This is a genomic window from Burkholderia sp. Bp9004 (genome assembly GCF_003858025.1).
Taxonomy (GTDB): domain Bacteria; phylum Pseudomonadota; class Gammaproteobacteria; order Burkholderiales; family Burkholderiaceae; genus Burkholderia; species Burkholderia diffusa.
The window spans coordinates 93,128-110,075 of record NZ_QTQD01000013.1 but is presented as its reverse complement, the minus strand read 5'-3'; the positions used below and the strand labels follow the sequence as shown (position 1 = coordinate 110,075).

The 16,948-nt window shown below is 62.5% G+C and carries 18 protein-coding genes and 3 pseudogenes; 12 read left to right on the top strand and 9 right to left on the bottom strand.

Annotated features, from left to right (window positions below):
• Positions 1-99: 99 nt before the first annotated feature.
• Complete coding sequence (locus tag DIE08_RS16595; RefSeq protein WP_124902550.1) at positions 100-333, top strand: hypothetical protein; 234 nt, start codon at positions 100-102, stop codon at positions 331-333.
• On the opposite strand, the gene DIE08_RS16590 is transcribed toward DIE08_RS16595, so the two are convergent.
• The 3 genes from DIE08_RS16590 to DIE08_RS16580 all read right to left on the bottom strand — a co-directional run bounded on the left by DIE08_RS16590 (position 327) and on the right by DIE08_RS16580 (position 5,302).
• Positions 327-1,880: a DHA2 family efflux MFS transporter permease subunit gene (locus DIE08_RS16590; RefSeq protein WP_124902549.1), complete on the bottom strand. Its 1,554-nt coding sequence runs from the start codon at positions 1,878-1,880 to the stop codon at positions 327-329. The genes DIE08_RS16595 and DIE08_RS16590 overlap by 7 nt on opposite strands.
• A gap of 103 nt (positions 1,881-1,983) precedes the next feature.
• A complete protein-coding gene (locus DIE08_RS16585) occupies positions 1,984-3,300 on the bottom strand; it encodes an HlyD family efflux transporter periplasmic adaptor subunit (protein ID WP_124902548.1) in 1,317 nt (438 codons plus the stop codon).
• A 34-nt stretch (positions 3,301-3,334) separates the two neighbouring features.
• Positions 3,335-5,302: an efflux transporter outer membrane subunit gene (locus DIE08_RS16580; RefSeq protein ID WP_124902547.1), complete on the bottom strand. Its 1,968-nt coding sequence runs from the start codon at positions 5,300-5,302 to the stop codon at positions 3,335-3,337.
• Between the two features lie 456 nt (positions 5,303-5,758).
• On the opposite strand from DIE08_RS16580, the gene DIE08_RS16575 reads away from it, so the two are divergent.
• The 4 genes from DIE08_RS16575 to DIE08_RS16560 all read left to right on the top strand — a co-directional run bounded on the left by DIE08_RS16575 (position 5,759) and on the right by DIE08_RS16560 (position 8,391).
• A complete protein-coding gene (locus DIE08_RS16575; RefSeq protein ID WP_124902546.1) occupies positions 5,759-6,259 on the top strand; it encodes an Ohr family peroxiredoxin in 501 nt (166 codons plus the stop codon).
• Positions 6,260-6,407: 148 nt separating this feature from the next.
• Complete coding sequence (locus DIE08_RS16570) at positions 6,408-6,887, top strand: carboxymuconolactone decarboxylase family protein (RefSeq protein ID WP_124627229.1); 480 nt, start codon at positions 6,408-6,410, stop codon at positions 6,885-6,887.
• 4 nt (positions 6,888-6,891) lie between these two features.
• Entirely contained in the window at positions 6,892-7,296 is a 405-nt protein-coding gene (locus tag DIE08_RS16565) for a cupin domain-containing protein (protein WP_124902545.1), read from the top strand.
• A 477-nt stretch (positions 7,297-7,773) separates the two neighbouring features.
• Positions 7,774-8,391 (top strand): abortive infection family protein, encoded by a 618-nt coding sequence (locus DIE08_RS16560; RefSeq protein ID WP_124902544.1) that lies wholly within the window; start codon positions 7,774-7,776, stop codon positions 8,389-8,391.
• A 114-nt stretch (positions 8,392-8,505) separates the two neighbouring features.
• Here DIE08_RS16560 and DIE08_RS16555 read toward each other — a convergent pair.
• A pseudogene (locus DIE08_RS16555) lies at positions 8,506-8,712 on the bottom strand (LysR family transcriptional regulator); the annotation flags it as partial.
• A gap of 152 nt (positions 8,713-8,864) precedes the next feature.
• Between DIE08_RS16555 and DIE08_RS16550 the strand changes: the two are divergent.
• The 4 genes from DIE08_RS16550 to DIE08_RS16535 all read left to right on the top strand — a co-directional run bounded on the left by DIE08_RS16550 (position 8,865) and on the right by DIE08_RS16535 (position 11,159).
• Positions 8,865-9,524 (top strand): carbonic anhydrase, encoded by a 660-nt coding sequence (locus tag DIE08_RS16550; protein WP_124902543.1) that lies wholly within the window; start codon positions 8,865-8,867, stop codon positions 9,522-9,524.
• Positions 9,525-9,585: 61 nt separating this feature from the next.
• Positions 9,586-10,056, top strand: coding sequence for a cyanase (gene cynS, locus DIE08_RS16545; protein ID WP_124902542.1), 471 nt, complete (start codon positions 9,586-9,588; stop codon positions 10,054-10,056).
• A 145-nt stretch (positions 10,057-10,201) separates the two neighbouring features.
• A complete protein-coding gene (locus tag DIE08_RS16540) occupies positions 10,202-10,681 on the top strand; it encodes a DUF1348 family protein (protein WP_124902598.1) in 480 nt (159 codons plus the stop codon).
• 220 nt (positions 10,682-10,901) lie between these two features.
• Positions 10,902-11,159, top strand: coding sequence for a DUF4148 domain-containing protein (locus DIE08_RS16535; protein ID WP_124902541.1), 258 nt, complete (start codon positions 10,902-10,904; stop codon positions 11,157-11,159).
• A gap of 396 nt (positions 11,160-11,555) precedes the next feature.
• On the opposite strand, the gene cynR is transcribed toward DIE08_RS16535, so the two are convergent.
• The 4 genes from cynR to DIE08_RS16515 all read right to left on the bottom strand — a co-directional run bounded on the left by cynR (position 11,556) and on the right by DIE08_RS16515 (position 14,865).
• Positions 11,556-12,443, bottom strand: a complete 888-nt coding sequence (gene cynR / locus DIE08_RS16530) for a transcriptional regulator CynR (RefSeq protein WP_012372076.1) — start codon at positions 12,441-12,443, stop codon at positions 11,556-11,558.
• A gap of 423 nt (positions 12,444-12,866) precedes the next feature.
• Complete coding sequence (locus DIE08_RS16525) at positions 12,867-13,514, bottom strand: hypothetical protein (protein ID WP_124902540.1); 648 nt, start codon at positions 13,512-13,514, stop codon at positions 12,867-12,869.
• 496 nt (positions 13,515-14,010) lie between these two features.
• On the bottom strand, positions 14,011-14,490 hold the full coding sequence (locus tag DIE08_RS16520) for a DUF1348 family protein (protein ID WP_012372078.1): 480 nt from the start codon (positions 14,488-14,490) through the stop codon (positions 14,011-14,013).
• Positions 14,491-14,616: 126 nt separating this feature from the next.
• Positions 14,617-14,865 (bottom strand): hypothetical protein, encoded by a 249-nt coding sequence (locus DIE08_RS16515; protein WP_124902539.1) that lies wholly within the window; start codon positions 14,863-14,865, stop codon positions 14,617-14,619.
• 164 nt (positions 14,866-15,029) lie between these two features.
• Here DIE08_RS16515 and DIE08_RS16510 point away from each other — a divergent pair, with 164 nt between their 5' ends.
• The 3 genes and pseudogenes from DIE08_RS16510 to DIE08_RS16500 all read left to right on the top strand — a co-directional run.
• Positions 15,030-15,617, top strand: coding sequence for a TetR/AcrR family transcriptional regulator (locus tag DIE08_RS16510; protein WP_011660841.1), 588 nt, complete (start codon positions 15,030-15,032; stop codon positions 15,615-15,617).
• A gap of 195 nt (positions 15,618-15,812) precedes the next feature.
• Positions 15,813-16,067, top strand: a pseudogene (locus DIE08_RS16505) (hypothetical protein); the annotation flags it as partial.
• A gap of 34 nt (positions 16,068-16,101) precedes the next feature.
• Positions 16,102-16,338 (top strand): annotated as a pseudogene (locus DIE08_RS16500) (glutathione-dependent formaldehyde-activating protein); the annotation flags it as partial.
• Between the two features lie 163 nt (positions 16,339-16,501).
• Here the strand turns inward: DIE08_RS16500 and DIE08_RS16495 are convergent.
• Positions 16,502-16,948: a DoxX family protein gene (locus DIE08_RS16495; RefSeq protein ID WP_124902538.1), complete on the bottom strand. Its 447-nt coding sequence runs from the start codon at positions 16,946-16,948 to the stop codon at positions 16,502-16,504.

The following is a 16,948-nucleotide window of genomic DNA, read 5'->3' as shown; positions in this document are numbered from 1 at the left end:
GTTGCGCGCCTGGCGGGCACATTCCCCGACACAGACAGTGAGATCGGCGTAACGGACGTTCGACGTCAGCACGCTTGGAACGCCATCCGGCGCGTTTCCGTGACGACGAAGGCACTGGTTGGCCCCGGACGGCTTGATCAGTTTGACGAAGCGTTTGATGCAAGGTGTGGCCGCTTCCCGCAACGACCCGCCCGGTCCGCCGAATGCGACCGCATGGTGTCCATCATTTTGACGGGCACCATGCCGACATCGATCCTCAAGGGTTTGGCGCATCCCGGCTCGGCGGCGTGCGAGCGATCGCCGCCACGCGACGCCAGCGGCCTCGTTCAGTGACCGCCTGCGGCGATCCCGCCGCCGCCCTTGCCCGGCCGGGTGAGCCAGACCAGCGGAATGATCACGATGAAGATGATCGACGACAACCAGAAGATGTCGTTCAGCGCGAGCATCGCAGCCTGTGCATTCAGCGTGCGTTCAAAAAACGCCGACGCCTGATCGACGCCGCCGCCGAGCGTCGCCTGGAGCTGCGTGACGGCACTCGTGTAAGCGGGGTTGTTCACGCTGGATTGCTCGGCGAGCCGCGCATGATGCAGGATCGTCCGGTCGTTCCATCCGGTCGCGATCAGCGAGGTGCCGACGCCGCCCGCGAACACACGCACGAAATTCGACAGCCCGGCGGCGGCCGGAATCCGGTCGGGCGCGAGGCCCGACAGAATGATCGCGGTAAGCGGCGTGAAGAAGAGCGCCATCGGAATACCCTGCAACAGGGTCGGCAGCACCAGCGTGTAGGGGTCGACGCCCGTCGTGTAACGCGAGCGCATGAAGAACACGCCCGCGAAACCCACGAAGGCCAGCGTCGCGAGCACCCGCGCGTCGGACTTCGGCATGATCTTCGCCATCAACGGTGCGAGCAGCACGGCGAAGATCCCGAGCGGCGCCGTCACGAGTCCGGCGTCCACCGATCGATAGCCGAGATAGCCCTGAATCCATTGCGGCAGGATCACGAGGTTCGAGAAGAATACCGCGTATGCGACCGAGATCGCGATCGTGCCGCCGCGGAAATTGCGCACCGCGAACAGGCGAATGTCCACGATCGGGTTGCGCGCCGTGAACTCCCAGATCAGGAAGAACAGGAAGCTGACGGCCGCAATCACGGCAAGCGAGCAGATCACGGGCGAGCTGAACCAGTCGAGATCCTTGCCCTTGTCGAGCATGATCTGCAGCGTCGCGACCCATACGACCAGCGACATCAGGCCGACTTTGTCGATGGGCAGCTTGCGCACCTGCGTCTCACGGTCGCGATAGATCATCCACGTCACGCCGGCCGCGAACAGGCCGACCGGAATGTTGATGTAGAAGATCCACGACCAGCTGTAGCTGTCGGTGATCCAGCCGCCCAGCGCGGGACCGGCGATCGGGCCGACCGTCGCGGTCATCGACCAGAGCGCGAGCGCGGTCGAGCTCTTCTCCTTCGAATACGAACCCAGCAGGATCGCCTGCGAAAGCGGAATCAGCGGCCCCGCGACGGCGCCCTGCAATACGCGCGCGGCGAGCAGCACGAGCAGGTTCGGCGCGATGCCGCACAGCCACGACGAAAACACGAACAGCACGATCGCGGCCACGAACAACCTGATCTGCCCGACGCGCTGCGTGAGCCATCCGGTCAGCGGAATCGCGACGGCATTGGCCGCCGAGAACAGCGTGATCACCCACGTGCCTTCGTCGACGGATACGCCGAGGTTTCCGGAGATGGTCGGAATCGCGACGTTGGCGATCGACGAATCGAGCACGTTCATGAACGTCGCGAGCGCGACGGCGAGCGTCGCCAGCACCAGCTTTCCGCCCGTCAGCGGTGGCGGCGCGGGTTGAGTCGAGGAATTCATCTTGCTCACACTCCGAAGGTCGACCGCGCCGGCACATCGTTCCGGCCAGTCGGATGATTGAATCGACCGGAACGCGACTGCAACGCGTATCCGGGTCGACGGTTCAACTCGCGCGCCGCGTCGTGTCGCGCGGGTCCTTTGCATCGCGCGTGGCGGAAGCCGTCGGCTCGCCGCCACGCGCCGTCGTACCCGCACGCCCGATGACGATGTTGCGCGCGATGATCTTCTCGATCTCGGCGTCCGCCTGTGCGCCGTATTCGGCAAACACGTCCGTGCGATATGACGTGTTCGTCGCCGCGCCGAGCTGCGGGCCCGTGTCGTCGCGCGTATCCACGTCGACGTCCATCGACAGTCCGATGCGCAGCGGATGCGCGTCGAGTTCCTTCGGGTCGAGCTGGATGCGCGCGGGCAGGCGCTGAACGATCTTGATCCAGTTACCTGTCGCGTTCTGCGCGGGCAGGCTCGCGAATGCGCTGCCCGTGCCCGCCGAGAAGCCGACCACGCGGCCGTGATACCTGACCTTTCCGCCGTACACGTCGGCCGTCAGCGTGACGGGTTGACCGATGCGCATGTTGCGCAACTGGCTTTCCTTGCAGTTCGCGTCGACCCACACGCCGTCGAGCGGCACGATCGCCATCAATGGCATGCCGGGCGACACGCGCTGGCCGACCTGAACCGAGCGCTTCGCGACATAGCCGGTGACGGGCGCGGGCAGCACGTTGCGCGCGTACGCCAGATACGCGTCGCGCACCTTCGACGCGGCCGCCTGCACGTTCGGGTGCTGATCGATCGTCGTGCGGTCGGTCATTGCGCGGTTGGCCTCCGCCTGTCGACGCGCGGCGTCGAGCGCCGCCCGCGCGGCCGCCACGGTGTCGCGCGCGTGCGCGATGTCCTCGGCCGACACGGCTCCCGTATCGGCGACGGCCACGCGACGACGCAGGTCCTCCTGGGCTCGCACGAGATCGGACTGCTTCTGCGCGACGTTCGCGGCATACAGATCGTCGTTCACGTAGAGACTGCTCACTTGCCGCACGGTCTGACCCAGCGCCGCTTCGGCGTTGCCGAGCGCGACTTTCGCATCGGCGGCGTCAAGCGTGACGACGGGTTCCCCCGCCTTCACGATCTGCGTATCGTCGGCGTTCACGGCAACGACGGTACCCGCCACCTGCGGCGTCAGCTGCACGAGATTGCCGCTGACGTACGCATCGTCGGTGGATTCGTGGTAGCGCGCGAACGTCAGGTAGTACGCGGTGTAGGCAACCGACGCCGCCACGACCGTCACGCCGAGCAGCGCCAGCAGCAGCCGGCGGCGGCGCGGCGCGTCTTCGCTTGCGACATCGTCGCCTCCCGACGGCGACGTATCACGATTCACGCGGGGTGTGTCGACCGGCTTGCGTACCGGCGGATCGATTTCGCTCATTTCAATTCTCCAGGCAGATTCGATGGATCGCCGCTCAGCGCGCGGCGACAGCGGGCACGGCCGATACGCGCGCATCGGCATGTGCCGCGGTGCCCGCGCCTGCGAATGACGCGTCGACGAAGCCGCCGCCCAGCGCGGACGCGAGCGCAATCTGACGATCGCGGCGGTCCATGCGCAGATTCGCGACGCGCTGATCGGCGGAAAGTGCGTTGACGTCGGCGTTCAACACGGTCAATTGATTCGTGAGACCGGCCTTGTACTGCACGAGCGCCAGCGCGGCCGCCTTCAGCGCGGCTTGCTGCGCGGTCTGCGCATCGACCAGCTGTGCGTCCGTCGAACGCACGTCGGCGACTTGCGTCGCGACTTCGCTCAGCGCGGTGACGAGCGCCTGGTTATAGGTCGCGACGGCGAGATCGAAGTCCGCATAGCGCCCCTTCAGTTGCGCACGGAGTGCGCCAGCGTCGAAGATCGGCAGGTGGATGGCCGGTCCGACCGACGCGGTGCGGCTCGCCGCCGTCAGGAAACGGCCGAAGCCGAACGCATCGAGTCCGATCGCGGCGCTCAGGTTGATGTCCGGATAGAACTCGGCCTTCGCTTCCTTCACGCCGTGCGCGAGCGCATCGACACGCCATCGGGCAGCCACGATGTCGGGGCGCCGGCTCACGAGATCCGCAGGCAGATTGTCGGGCAGGCGTACCTCGTTGCCGGTGCCGAGCGTCGGTCGCGCGATCCCCAGGCCGCGATCGGGACCGGCGCCGACCAGCGCGGCAATCTGGTAGCGCGCCGCGAGGATCCGGCCGTCGAGCGATTTCAGCAACGCACGGCTGGTCGCGAGATTCGCACGGGCGGTCTCTCGCTCGACCTGCGTATCGAGCCCGGTCGCGATTCGGCCCGCGGCGATGCGATCGATCTGCTCGCGCCGGGCGATCTCCCGCTGCGCGATGTCGTGCAACAGGAACAGGCGTGCAAATTCGTTGTAGGTACGCGCGATCGCGGTCGTGAGCGTCAGCCTGACCGCTTCCGCGTCGGCGCGGCTCGCCTGCAGATCGGACACCGACTCGCGCAGCGCCTCGCGTTTCTTGCCCCAGAGGTCGAGCTCGTACGAAGCGCCCAGGATGCCGCGGTTCTCCGTCTGCCATGACCCGCCGTACGGCGGCGGCACGAGCGCCGTTCCGGAAAACTGCTGACGCGTGAGCGCGTAGCTGGCGTCGACGCGCGGCATCGTCCCCGCTCGCGCGGATTCGCTGTACGCCTGCGCGGCCGCCACGCGTGCACGCGCCTGATCGAGCGTCGGGCTGCTGTTGAGTGCCTCGTCGATCAAGGACTTCAACTGGCCGTCACCGAACTGATCGGCCCAATCCGCGGTCGGCCAATGTCCTTGCTCGAACGGCAGGCTCCATTGCGTTGCGTAATGCTGTGGATCGCTCATCGCCGCATCGCCATGAATGCCGGCGTAGTTCGCGCATGCCGACAACGCCGATGCGACGATCACCGGCACGCCGGCTCGGGACACGCGCGATCCATACCGCCGCGCGGTCGAAAGCATGGTCGTCGCGCGTCCCTTCACGAGCGCGATCAATGTCCGGACGCCGATCCATGGATTCAGCAAGCCGCGGCGTACCTGCCCGCTGTGACCGACACCGCACACGCACCAGCTGCAGAAGTGCTCGCAGTTGTTCGTCAGGAGCCGATAGTGGTCCTCGCCGAGGCGCGACCAGGCCCGCTCGACGACAGCGATTCCGGTATAGATGGCGTCCGGATCCGCCTGGACACGGATGCCGTTTCCCGCCGCGAAGCGACGCAACGGGATGCATTCCACCGGACACCGCCTCGCGGAACGATCGAAGCCGCCGTAGTGAACAACCAGGCCGTCTCCCACGTAGATGCCGTGATGCACATACCCGTCGCGCTCGCTGACGAGATGCGCGCCAGCGTCGATGTTGGGTTCCGTACGAATCGGTACGTGCGAAAGTGTCGGCCAATCGATATTCAAAGTGTCCATCGCGAGCCTCCGATTGCGTAGGTGTGCCGCATGTCGCGTCACCGATGGGTTGCCTGCATGCGCGAACCGAAGATCGGCCCGCATTCCCGTGCCGTCATACTAGGATCCGCACTCACGCGCAGGTAGACCCGCATCGGAACACTTTCCCGTTCCTCATCGGCACCAATCGGCCGCGTCCCCGCGGTCGTGGAACGCTCGATGCGAGCGACATCCGCCGCTCGCGCCGCATTGGTGCGAAGCGGGAAACACCATGCATCCCTGAACGATCTGGTCCGACGATCCGTCTTTGCCTAGCATGCAAGAGCGCTGGGGCCATCGTTCGGATGGCGGTCGTGGGGAACGGCCTGCAGGCAAGCGTTGCACCATTGCGCCGATTCGCTTCGGGAAACGACGCGCCGCACCGATCCGCAGGGCTCGGAACACTCGCGCCGATCAATACAAGCAACCGGGAGGAATATGGAGAACGAGAGGTTGCGACCTCCGCCGCTGACGCTGCTGGACAAATACCGCGGACGAGAATTCGCGGCGCTCTACACGACCACGGTCACCGTATCCGGCGGCCAGTCCGGTCATGGCCGTGCATCGGGCGTCGCACGATCCGACGACGGCTGTCTCGCCCTCGATCTGCGATTGCCGACCGAACTCGGCGGCCCGGGCGGCGGGACCAACCCCGAACAACTTCTCGCTGCCGGCTACGCCGCGTGCTTTCACGGCGCGCTGAGCCTGCTCGCGCAACGCGACCGGATCGACATCCGGGAAGCGACCGTCGCTGTCGAAGTGACGTTCGGTCGCGATCCGGTCGATGGCGGATATGCGCTGACCGCCAACGTCACCATCCGCATGCCGGGCGTGAACCGGCATGTCGCGGAGCGTCTCGTTCGGGACACGGAGCGCCTGTGCCCCTATTCGAAGATGGCGCGGCAGGGAATCTGCAATGTCGTCGCCGTGTCGACATGATTGGTGCCGAAGCGGCAACAGAGTGCGCACGTTCCCGGTTCTACCGGCCCGCTGGACCCGCCATTACGATGGTTGACAGGCAGGTCGTGCGATGCATCGCCATGCGCACGGCCACTCGTGCCACTTTCACCAATCAGGAGAACGGATCATGACGCAACGTATCAATTATTTTCAGCAATCGCCGGATCTGACCAGGAAACTCGTCGAACTCGACGGGTTGTTTCAGAAGACGACGATCGAGGTTCCGGTGCGCGAGCTCGTCGAGATTCGCGCGTCGCAGCTCAACGGCTGCGCGTTCTGTGTCGACATGCACATCAAGATGGCGAAGATTCATGGCGAGCGTGAACTGCGCGTGCATCACGTCGCGATCTGGCGCGAGTCGCCGCTGTTTTCGCCGCGCGAGCGCGCCGCGCTCGAATGGACCGAGGCACTGACGCATCTCTCGTCGCATGGCGTGCCGGACGATCTCTACGAACGCGTGCGGGCCCATTATTCCGAGAAGGAACTGTCGGATCTCACCGTCCTCGTGGGTGCGATCAACTGCTGGAACCGGCTGAACGTCGCGTTCCGCGTCGTGCCCGGCTCGTTCGACAAGATGTTCGGGCTCGACAAGGCCAACCTGGAGTAACGACATGAAACGCATCGTGCTCGCACTTGCACCGCTTGCGCTGTCGCTGCTGATGCCCGTTCAGCCGGTCGCCGCCGCACCGCAAGCCAAGGTCACGCAACTGACAACGGAACCGTTGCCCGAGTATCCGGGCAAGGAAGTCGAGATGATCGTCGTGGATTATCCGCCAGGCAGCGTCGACCCCATCCATCGCCACGACGCACACGCATTCGTCTATGTGATCGACGGCAGCATCGTGATGGGCCTGAACGGCGGCAAGACGGTCACGCTCCATGCCGGCGACACGTTCCACGAGGGCCCGGAGGACGTGCACACGGTTGGACGAAACGCCAGCAGCACGAAGCCGGCAAAATTCGTCGTGTTCCTGATCAAGAACAAGGGCGCCCCCATCCTCACGCCAGTGAAATAGCGGGACCGTCGTCGAGGCCCGGCAGCGCCGGGCCCGCCCCGAACGTTCGACCTGCCGGAGGCGCGCTCAGGCGTTCCGGACGAAATTGGGCGACGCCCGAGCGTGGCGTCCGTGTGGCACCCGTTCGGCGTGCCCCGTCTCGACGATCACCGCCCTCGGTTGATCGCCCGGTATACTCCCCACCAGTATCCGCACATACTCCCCCCCCAGTTTAATGCCAGCGCGTGAGAGCCAACATGCGGCCGGAGCACGGATGCGGGCTCCCGCATCCGTGCGTTGCGATGAAAGGCGGATCGATTCTTCAGCGGATTGCAGCCGTGCATGGCGCGCTCAAAGGGTCGATGATGGAGCCTCGGCGCAAAGACGCACCCGATCTGGTGCAGGCAGGAAAGTCGATCCGAACCGTCGTTCAACAGCCTAGACATTAACGACGCCAAATACAGAGCCAACCGTAGCTCTGGCTCAAAAGCAAACCGGATGCGTGGCTTCTGGACGATCGAGCCCGACCACATCGTAGCCAAGGTGCTGCTCGCGATGATCGAGCACGCCAACGAATATCAATGCTTTCCACCGGAGGTAGACGCGGCCTTGCTCGCCGAGGTAGAGAAGATCATCGGTCGGCTCCAGCAGAACTCGTCGAGCCCCGTTCCCGAGATCGATGCCTTCACGGCCAGCGTCAACGATCTGGACTTTGAGGCAGCGGCGAAGCATATCCGCACCGCAATTGATCAGAATGAGCCGGCCACGGCACTCGATCGCCTTCACGTGTTCACGATTAAGTTCCTTCGCACGCACTGCGAGCACCGCGGCGTTGAGGTCAATCGCGACAAGCCGCTGCACAGCCTCATGGGCGAATACGTCAAAGCAGTTCGCGCAGCTGGACTGCTCGAGTCGGAGATGACGGACCGCATTCTACGCAGCAGTATCAGCGTCTTTGAGGCATTCAACGACGTGCGCAACAACAAGAGCCTGGCACACGACAACCCGATCCTGAACCACAGCGAGGCACTGCTGATCTTCAGTCACGTCGGCGCGTCGATCCGTTTCATTCGAGCGCTTGAGGGCCGAGCCGCAGTCCTTTCGCGTCGAAAGTAACGGCGAGCCCGAATGCAGTTCTGTACCCAGCAATGCATCGCAATAGCTATCCAGCTGAGTGCACGTACCCACGGAACCTGTCGCAGCACTCACGGCTTCCGCCACTTATCCGGCTTTCGCGTAGCGCATCCACGCCGCGCCGGCATCCATGAGTTGGACGTTCCGCCCCGAACCGTCTAGCCGCTGAGTGGGTAGCATGTCTTCCAGTTGACGTATCCGCTGCGACAGCGTGGGCTGCGAAACGTGCAGTGCCTCGGCGGCGCACGTGAAATTGCGGTGTTCCGTGACGGCCAGGAAGTAACGGACATCACACGACAGCACGGCGAATTTCCTCGTGTCCGACAACAATTGGTCTTGCCTATGGTTAGCATCACAAACCCGTCTTGGACACTATGACGGAGCAGGTCCATTCTCTGTTCAACGCATCGCACTGACCGACGCGGCGACGAACGCCAGACTGAATGGAGCTGACCATGCAAGAGATCATCGACGGTTTTCTGAAGTTTCAACGGGACATCATGCCCGCACGCAGGGAGTTGTTCCGCAAGCTGGCGACCAGCCAGACGCCGCGCACCCTGTTCATTTCCTGTTCCGATAGCCGCATGGTTCCCGAACTGGTCACGCAGCGCGAACCGGGCGATCTGTTCGTGATCCGCAACGCCGGCAACATCGTGCCTTCGTTCGGTCCCGAGCCGGGCGGTGTGTCGGCTACCGTCGAATATGCAGTGGCCGCGCTCGGCGTGACGGATGTGGTGATCTGCGGCCACTCGGACTGCGGCGCGATGACGGCCGTCGCAACGTGCAAGTGCCTCGACCATATGCCCGCCGTCGCGAACTGGCTGCGCTACGCCGACTCGGCGAAGCTCGTCAACGAGGCGCGTGAACATGCAGGCGAGCGCGAGCGCGTCGACTCGATGGTGCGCGAGAACGTCATCGCACAGCTCGACAACCTCAAGACCCATCCCTCCGTTGCACTGGGACTCGCGCAAGGCCGCCTCAATTTGCACGGATGGGTCTACGACATCGAATCCGGCTCGATCGACGCGCTCGACGCCGCGACTCGCCGGTTCGTGCCGCTCGCCGCGCATCCCGATGTCACCGCGACGCCCGCCGAGTGCGTGCCTGCGCTCTGATTCCCGGCTCGTCACACCGACTGCCGATCTCACTAGGTTGATTTACTCAAGGAGCAACATCATGACCCAATCGCAAGTCACACCGAACGCACGCGAAGCTCTGACGGAAATGATCGTCGACGCGAAGGTGCGCAAGAACCTCACGTTCGAAGCCATCAACGAAGGCACGGGCCTGAGCCTCGCATACACGACAGCCGCGCTGCTCGGTCAGCATGCGCTGCCGGAGAATGCCGCGAAGCTCGTCGCCGAACGCCTCGGGCTCGACGCCGACGCCGTGCGCCTGCTGCAAACCATTCCCGTGCGGGGCAGCATTCCGGGTGGCGTGCCGACCGATCCGACCGTCTACCGCTTCTACGAAATGGTGCAGGTGTACGGCTCGACGTTGAAGGCGCTGGTTCACGAGAAATTCGGCGACGGCATCATCAGCGCGATCAACTTCAAACTCGATATCCAGAAGGTTTCGGACCCGGAAGGTGGCGAGCGTGCCGTCATCACGCTCAACGGCAAGTATCTGCCGACCAAGCCGTTCTGAACCCATGATGCAAAGACGAAAATTCTTACTGAGCACCGGTGCCGCGCTTGCTTCGGGCGGCCTTGCGCTCTCGGGTTGCACGATGACGGGGCCGCGCTCCACGTCGAGCACCAACAACGCGCTGTCCCCCACAAGGAGATCCGAAATGACTTCACCCGCAGCAGTTCGTCCGCCGCTTCCGCCGTTCACGCTGGAGACGGCCATCGAGAAAGTCCGTCTCGCGGAAGACGGCTGGAATACGCGCGACGCCGCCAAGGTCGCGCTCGCCTATTCGCTCGACACGAAATGGCGCAATCGCGCCGAGTTCGCGAACAATCGAGCGCAAGCGCAGGCGTTCCTCGAGCGCAAGTGGAAGAAGGAGCACGAGTATCGTCTGATCAAGGAACTGTGGGCGTTCGGCGGCAATCGCATTGCCGTACGCTACGCCTACGAATGGCACGACGACTCGGGCAACTGGTTCCGCTCCTACGGCAACGAGAACTGGGAGTTCGGCGAGGATGGCCTTATGCAGCGCCGCTATGCGTGCATCAACGATATGCCGATCAAGGAATCCGAGCGCAAGTATCACTGGCCCCTGGGCCGTCGGCCGGACGATCATCCGGGGCTGAGCGAGTTGGGGCTTTGAAGCCCGGATCGCTACAGCCGCGGTGAGCGATTAGCGCCCAACGATCCGGTTGCGAAGAATGACGGATTGTTGGGCGTGTATTGAAGTTCACTGGTACTGCTAGTTTTGTCGGGCGGTGCGCGAATCTCGTCCGGTGATTCGGCTTGCAGAAACTATGAACCGCAACATCATTACAGTTAGTACCACTTAATTTATATCGAAACAAGGAAAGGGAAACATCATGAACAAGAGCATCCGTCACATTTCTTACGTCCTGTCGGCACTGACGCTGGCTGCTTCCACCACGACTGCGTTTGCTGCCTCTTCCGCAGAAGCGGCTGCACCGGGTTACCACTCCGCTGCACCGTTGATCCAGTGGAACGCGGCGCCGGAAGCCCAGCGCGCACTGACCCGCCGCGACGTGATCAACGAGCTGATCCAGGCCGAGCAGGACGGTACGCTGCAACGCCTGAACGATACGGTTTTCCACGGCTCGTGACGCCAGACCAAGCGGCTGCGACGAAGCGAGTCGTACGCCGCCTCACAAAGGGCGAGTCGCCTCGATGTGTTTATGTCCGGCGGATCGTCAGTTGCAGCATCCAATGCGGCAAGGATCACACCGAATTCGATCGTGAACGCTGCCTCGATCGCAGCCCACATCGGCATTGCCGATACCGCCGAATCTACGGCCAGCAAACACTCGGCTGACGGTTTGACCAAGCGCCCAGCAGTGGACCCAAATGTCGGATCGTTGCCGAGGCGGCGACGAGTCAGAAAAAGCGGGCTTCCTGTCGATGATCTCGGCAAAACGCGCTATTGCGGGCCAATCCCCTCGCGCGGCATCAGCTTCAAAGCAAGTTACTCAACTACGCAACGCCGGCGATGTCGGTGGTGGTCACGTCGGCTTTCCAAACTGCTCAGTCAGCAGTTGTAAGAACGCCCTGCTTGCCGCAGTACGATACGCACCCTTGCGCTCTAAGACGGCAGCCGTACGCGTTGGCAGAGGGGGATCGATCGGCACGGGATGTAGGCCCTCTTGCACGCGTGCGATGTGATCAGGGAGAACCGTCGCCAGCTGCCCGCGACGCACGATCTCGACGATTGCACCGACCGTATCCACTTCGATTGCGACAAGCGGTCGAATAGCGTGACGCGCAAAATGCTCATCGATGAACCGGCGCGTCGCGAATGTGTCGTTCAGCAAGACCAGCGGCTCCTTGCCAAAGTCAGGCCCCGCGAGTGCCTTGCGGCGTGCGGCACGCGGGTGGTTGCGGCCTACCACCAGGCTCAGCGTTTCCGCGAAGAGGGGTTGGCTTTCGATGTCGACCGAAAAGGCCGGATGGAATGCGACACCGATATCAAGCCTGTCGTCTGCAAGCTGCGCCTCCATCTGATCCTGTGTGAGTTCGCGGATGTCGATCCTGATGCCAGGATGCAGCTGGTGGAAGCCATCGACGACCGGCCCGACCAAGGAAGCCGTAAAGGTCGGCGTTACTGCGAAACGCAGGCTGCCCCGACTCAATTCCGCCACGTCGTGTATCGCCCTCACCCCTGCGTCAAGGTCCTGTAGCGCGAGCTTGGCATAACGCATCCACGCTTCGCCCGCGTCGGTCAGGTGCACAGTTCTGCCGGAACGGTCGAACAGCAGTGTTCCCAGGGTGTCCTCGAGCTGCCGGATCTGCTGCGACAAGGTGGGCTGCGATACATGAAGCGCCTCGGCAGCGCGCGTGAAGTTCTTCTGTTCTGCTACTGCAAGGAAGTAACGGATATGACGTAGCAGCACGGGAATTCCCTCACCTATTGGCTATCCCTATCGAATCTATCGCAAGCCAGTCTTGGACGCTATTGAAATTCGCGTCCATCCTTCATCCATCGAATCAAGGCACGCATCCAAGCCGATCATGAGGGAGGTCGTCGATGGGTTGCGGATACGCTGAACCGGGCCATTAGTACGCTCGCGCTGAGGGAAATTATTTTGGTTCGTAGACTTTCCTAATGATCTTCGTTCGAGCGACCATCGTGTCCGCCTTTTCTGCTTGCCATCGACCTCCCGCTCTGTGTCGTGCGGTCGCGCGTACCTTCGACCGTTCGTTTGCTCGGCGGCGAAACGCCGGGCGATGTGTTGCCCGAGTCTTACAACAGTGTTGGTCAAAACCACAGTCGTATGCCTGCCCGTTATCGTAGATGGGTGACCGTGTCCGGCGTTTCAGGAGGCTGCTCCACTTGGACCGAAGACGCGAAAGTTGGAGATGGCATCAATGGAGAACGGACCAGCTTTCAGCTGATTCCACTTCTTGCGAGTTTGCACCCACTGCGCGTGCTTAAATTGTGCAGCGTGTGCTGCATCGTGAAGCGCCGGATATCCAAAGTCGTCGGCATACTCGCGAAGGGCTGCCTGTCGCTCACGCCAATTGCCGGTACCTTGGTTAGCAAACGCGATATGTTCGAGGCACATGTGAAGGACCGTTGCTGCACAGCGTTCGCTCGATGAACGGTCTCTATATGACACAACACGATCAGCAAAGAGAACTGCTGCGTTGTTCTTTTCGATCGCTTCTGCGACGTCAATGTTGAAACCTGGAATGAAATGCGCACTCAAGGCGATGACTTCTTGCTGTTCCGTCGGCAGTGAAGAGTACCAGCCAAGGAAGTGGTCGAGCGGTGATTCAATATTTTCGTTTGACATAACTGAGTCGATCGGCACCAACTCTACCGACTCGGAAGCGGAGCGCGCCGCGCAAGCAAGGCGCGACCCGTATTGCACGAGTTTGGACGCACAAACCATAATGTCGCTGTGCGGCGTTATTTCGTTATCCTGCTGTTTTGCGATGTCTGCAAAAGCTACGCGCGACATTGATCGGCTGTTGTGGAGACGTGCGAAAAGCCCCGTTGCGCCCTCTTTGGTCCACCCTTGGATTCGAGTGAGAGAGCGAGTGGGGTCTATGGGCGTGCATTCACCTGTATCCCGCATCCGGTGCCTTGCCACTCGCACGGCCTGCACCACGAGCCATCCCGCTGCCGAAGCCTAGCGTTTGCGGAAGCTCCTTCCCACCAAGGTTCTCCGTTCCGAATGCAAACAGGATGCCATTCAGTCCGTATGTTATCCACCCGAGGAGACGCAGTGGATTCCAGAAGCAAGGGCTGCAAGGCTTACTGCCCACATGGAGTGGGCAGTAATCGCTAGAGGGTAGACTAGGTGAGAAGGACAGCGAGAGACCCTGGAGTTCCCAAGCTGGGTGGGGTTGCTCCGTCATACCAAACTTCGGGAGGCCGTCGTCACAGGGACTGCCTCACCGTTGCCTTCGTTTCCCCGCGTACTTCCAATCGAAAGGATACGATCAGCCCAGCTATTAGAGGCCGAGCTCCGACAAGCCGGGATGATCATCCGGCCGACGGCCCAGGGGCCAGTGATACTTGCGCTCGGATTCCTTGATCGGCATATCGTTGATGCACGCATAGCGGCGCTGCATGAGGCCATCCTCGCCAAACTCCCAGTTCTCGTTGCCGTAGGAGCGGAACCAGTTGCCCGAGTCGTCGTGCCATTCGTAGGCGTAGCGCACAGCAATGCGATTGCCGCCGAATGCCCACAGTTCCTTGATCAGACGATACTCGTGCTCCTTCTTCCACTTGCGCTCGAGGAACGCCTGCGCTTCCGCTCGATTGTTCGCGAACTCTGCGCGATTGCGCCATTTCGTGTCGAGCGAATAGGCGAGCGCGACCTTGGCGGCGTCGCGCGAATTCCAGCCATCTTCCGCGAGACGGACTTTCTCGATGGCGGATTCGCGTGTGAAAGGAGGAAGCGGCGGACGGAGTTCAGTGTTGGTCGACATGGTGTTACCTCAGTGGCTGGTGGATGAAGACCCGATACCGGGCCGAAGGGTGGATAAGAGCAGTGCTGCGTGTTCTCGATCGCTTAGTCTGGCGATTAGCCCGTGTGCAGGGCGGACTTCGCTCGCTTACACCACGAACGTGATGTAACCGCCCGAGTGCGTCATGATGTGCGCCCAACGAACGGCCGCGTACAGCCCCTCGGCGCATGCAAAGTCGCTGCCGTCAATCGCGACGACCCACTGGTCTTCTTTGAGGCGAAGCGCGAGTCGTTGGTTGTCGACCAGGTCGCTGTACCAGCGCCATGTGGCCGGATTCGACTTATCGGCCTGCAGAGCCTGATGAAGGGCAGTGACTTCGCAATCTGAGGGGCACATGACAGTCTCCTTGACGTACCGACCTCGAGTGATTGAGACAGGTCTGTCTCAATATTGGTGTAGACAGGTCTGTCTGTCAAGAAATTTCTGCGCCTCTCGGCGCCTGTGCAGAGACAGGTCTGTCTGCCATAATGGAGGCATGATTTGGCAAAAAAGGGGCCGAAATGTCACAACCCTCCGCACGCGACCGGATATTGGAAACCGCGGCGCGCCTGTTCTATCAGGACGGGTTCCGTGCCACGGGCATCGACAAGATCATCGCCGAGTCAGGCGTCGCAAAAATGTCGCTTTACCGGCACTTCGCCTCCAAGAGCGAACTTATTGCAGCGTTCCTGGACCGTCGTCATGAGTTCTGGATGCGCTGGTTTGTCGACGAGGTGGAGGCTCGTTTTGCTCAGCGTGCCGAGTTGTCCGTCGTCGCGGAAGCCCTAGGTGAATGGTTCGCGCAGGAAGACTTCCGTGGTTGCGCCTTTATCAATGTGGTCGCCGAAGCTGGATCGACGGGAGACCCAGGGCATCTTCAGCAGGCCGTATCCCATAAGCACGCGCTTGAGCAGTACATTTCTGAACTCGCTGGCCGCCTCGGGCTCCAGTCGCCTGCTACCGTCGCCGCAGATGCGATGATCTGCGTGGAAGGCATGATTGTGCGCTATCAGGTGACACATGATTCGACAGTGGTGGATTCGGGCAAGCGTGTACTGGCGAGAATCGAAGAAGGCGCGTCAACAAGGCGCAGGTCCAAAGCTGCCTGACGGGTCCTTTCTGCGTGGACATCAACACTGGTGTCGCGTTTCATGGATGCAGAGCCTCTCGGCCAAGTAACCCAGTTCCTCCACTTGCTCCGAGGCGCCCTGCCGTCGTCCGGCTTTCGCGCCACCGCCTGTCCACTTGCTTCCCGTGTGCACCGTTCGTACGTCGCAGCCTGCTCGGACACCAATGAAGCAGGTCGACCGACTCTCTACATCGGCGTGCGTCGGCGCTTCCCTGCCTGCATCCCGGTCGCCGTGCAGGCACAGATGGAGCACAAGCTGCAGCTGATCGCGGAACTGCGCTACGAAGCCTATTTCCTGACCGTGTACGACATCGTGCAATTTGCGCGCCGAAACGGCAACTTGTGCCAAGGCCGCGGGTCTGCCGCGAACTCGTGCATGTGCCACGCGCGCGGCGTGACTGAGGTCGACCCATCAGCCCAATCTATGGTTGACGGCAATCGGTAGGATTGGCGGAGATACCATATACGGCCTGGACTTCATCCATACCGAACTGTCGCAGGATGTCGGCTGGGACGGCCCAGGCTTCGCCGCGATCGTATCGTCGATCATCGAGAGCGGCACGCCGCCGTCGTTGATGGCGGACGTGCGCGACACGCTGCGCGGCAAGGGACTGGAGCCCTACGATTGCCTGAGCCCGGCGCTGATGGACATTCTGGCGACGCATACGGCCAAGGCCAAGGGGACGTACCGGGAGGCGTGAAGTCACGGCGCCACGGCCGGCGCGCGGCACGCATCGTCGTCGCGCCGGTCGTCGGGTCGGGCGACGACCACGAAACCGTGCGCGATCCTCAGTGCAAGTCATGGCGCCGCGAACGGGCGCCATGATCGAACAACCTTCCTGATGCGCCATGCCGCCCTGGCGCTCAGGCGCGACCGCCCCCGTCCACACGTGGGACGTCGCCGACCATCGTGACGAGAACCAGCGCGGCAATCAGGCCCAAGTGCTCGAAGAAGCTGTTGAGCGCCATGAAATGTTCGACGCCCGAGCGGTTCCAGAAATCGTTCGCCACGACCATCGCGACGAGCGTCAACATGCCGAGGCTGCCGGCGCCGAGCCACGTGAAGCGGCGAAACACCACGCAGAGCGAACCACCGATCTCGACGACAATCGCCAGCACCGCCCAAAGCGCGGCCGGGTGCAGGCCGAAATGCGCCTGCTCGGCCACCGCTTCGTCGAAATGCATCGCCTTGTTGATCCCGCCGATCAGAAACGCGGAGACGAGTGCAAGCCGTACCAGCGCACCGATCCACGGCTGCGCGAGCAGCACGCGGACCCATGCCGGGTTGCCGTAGAAGGTGCGCGTCGACAT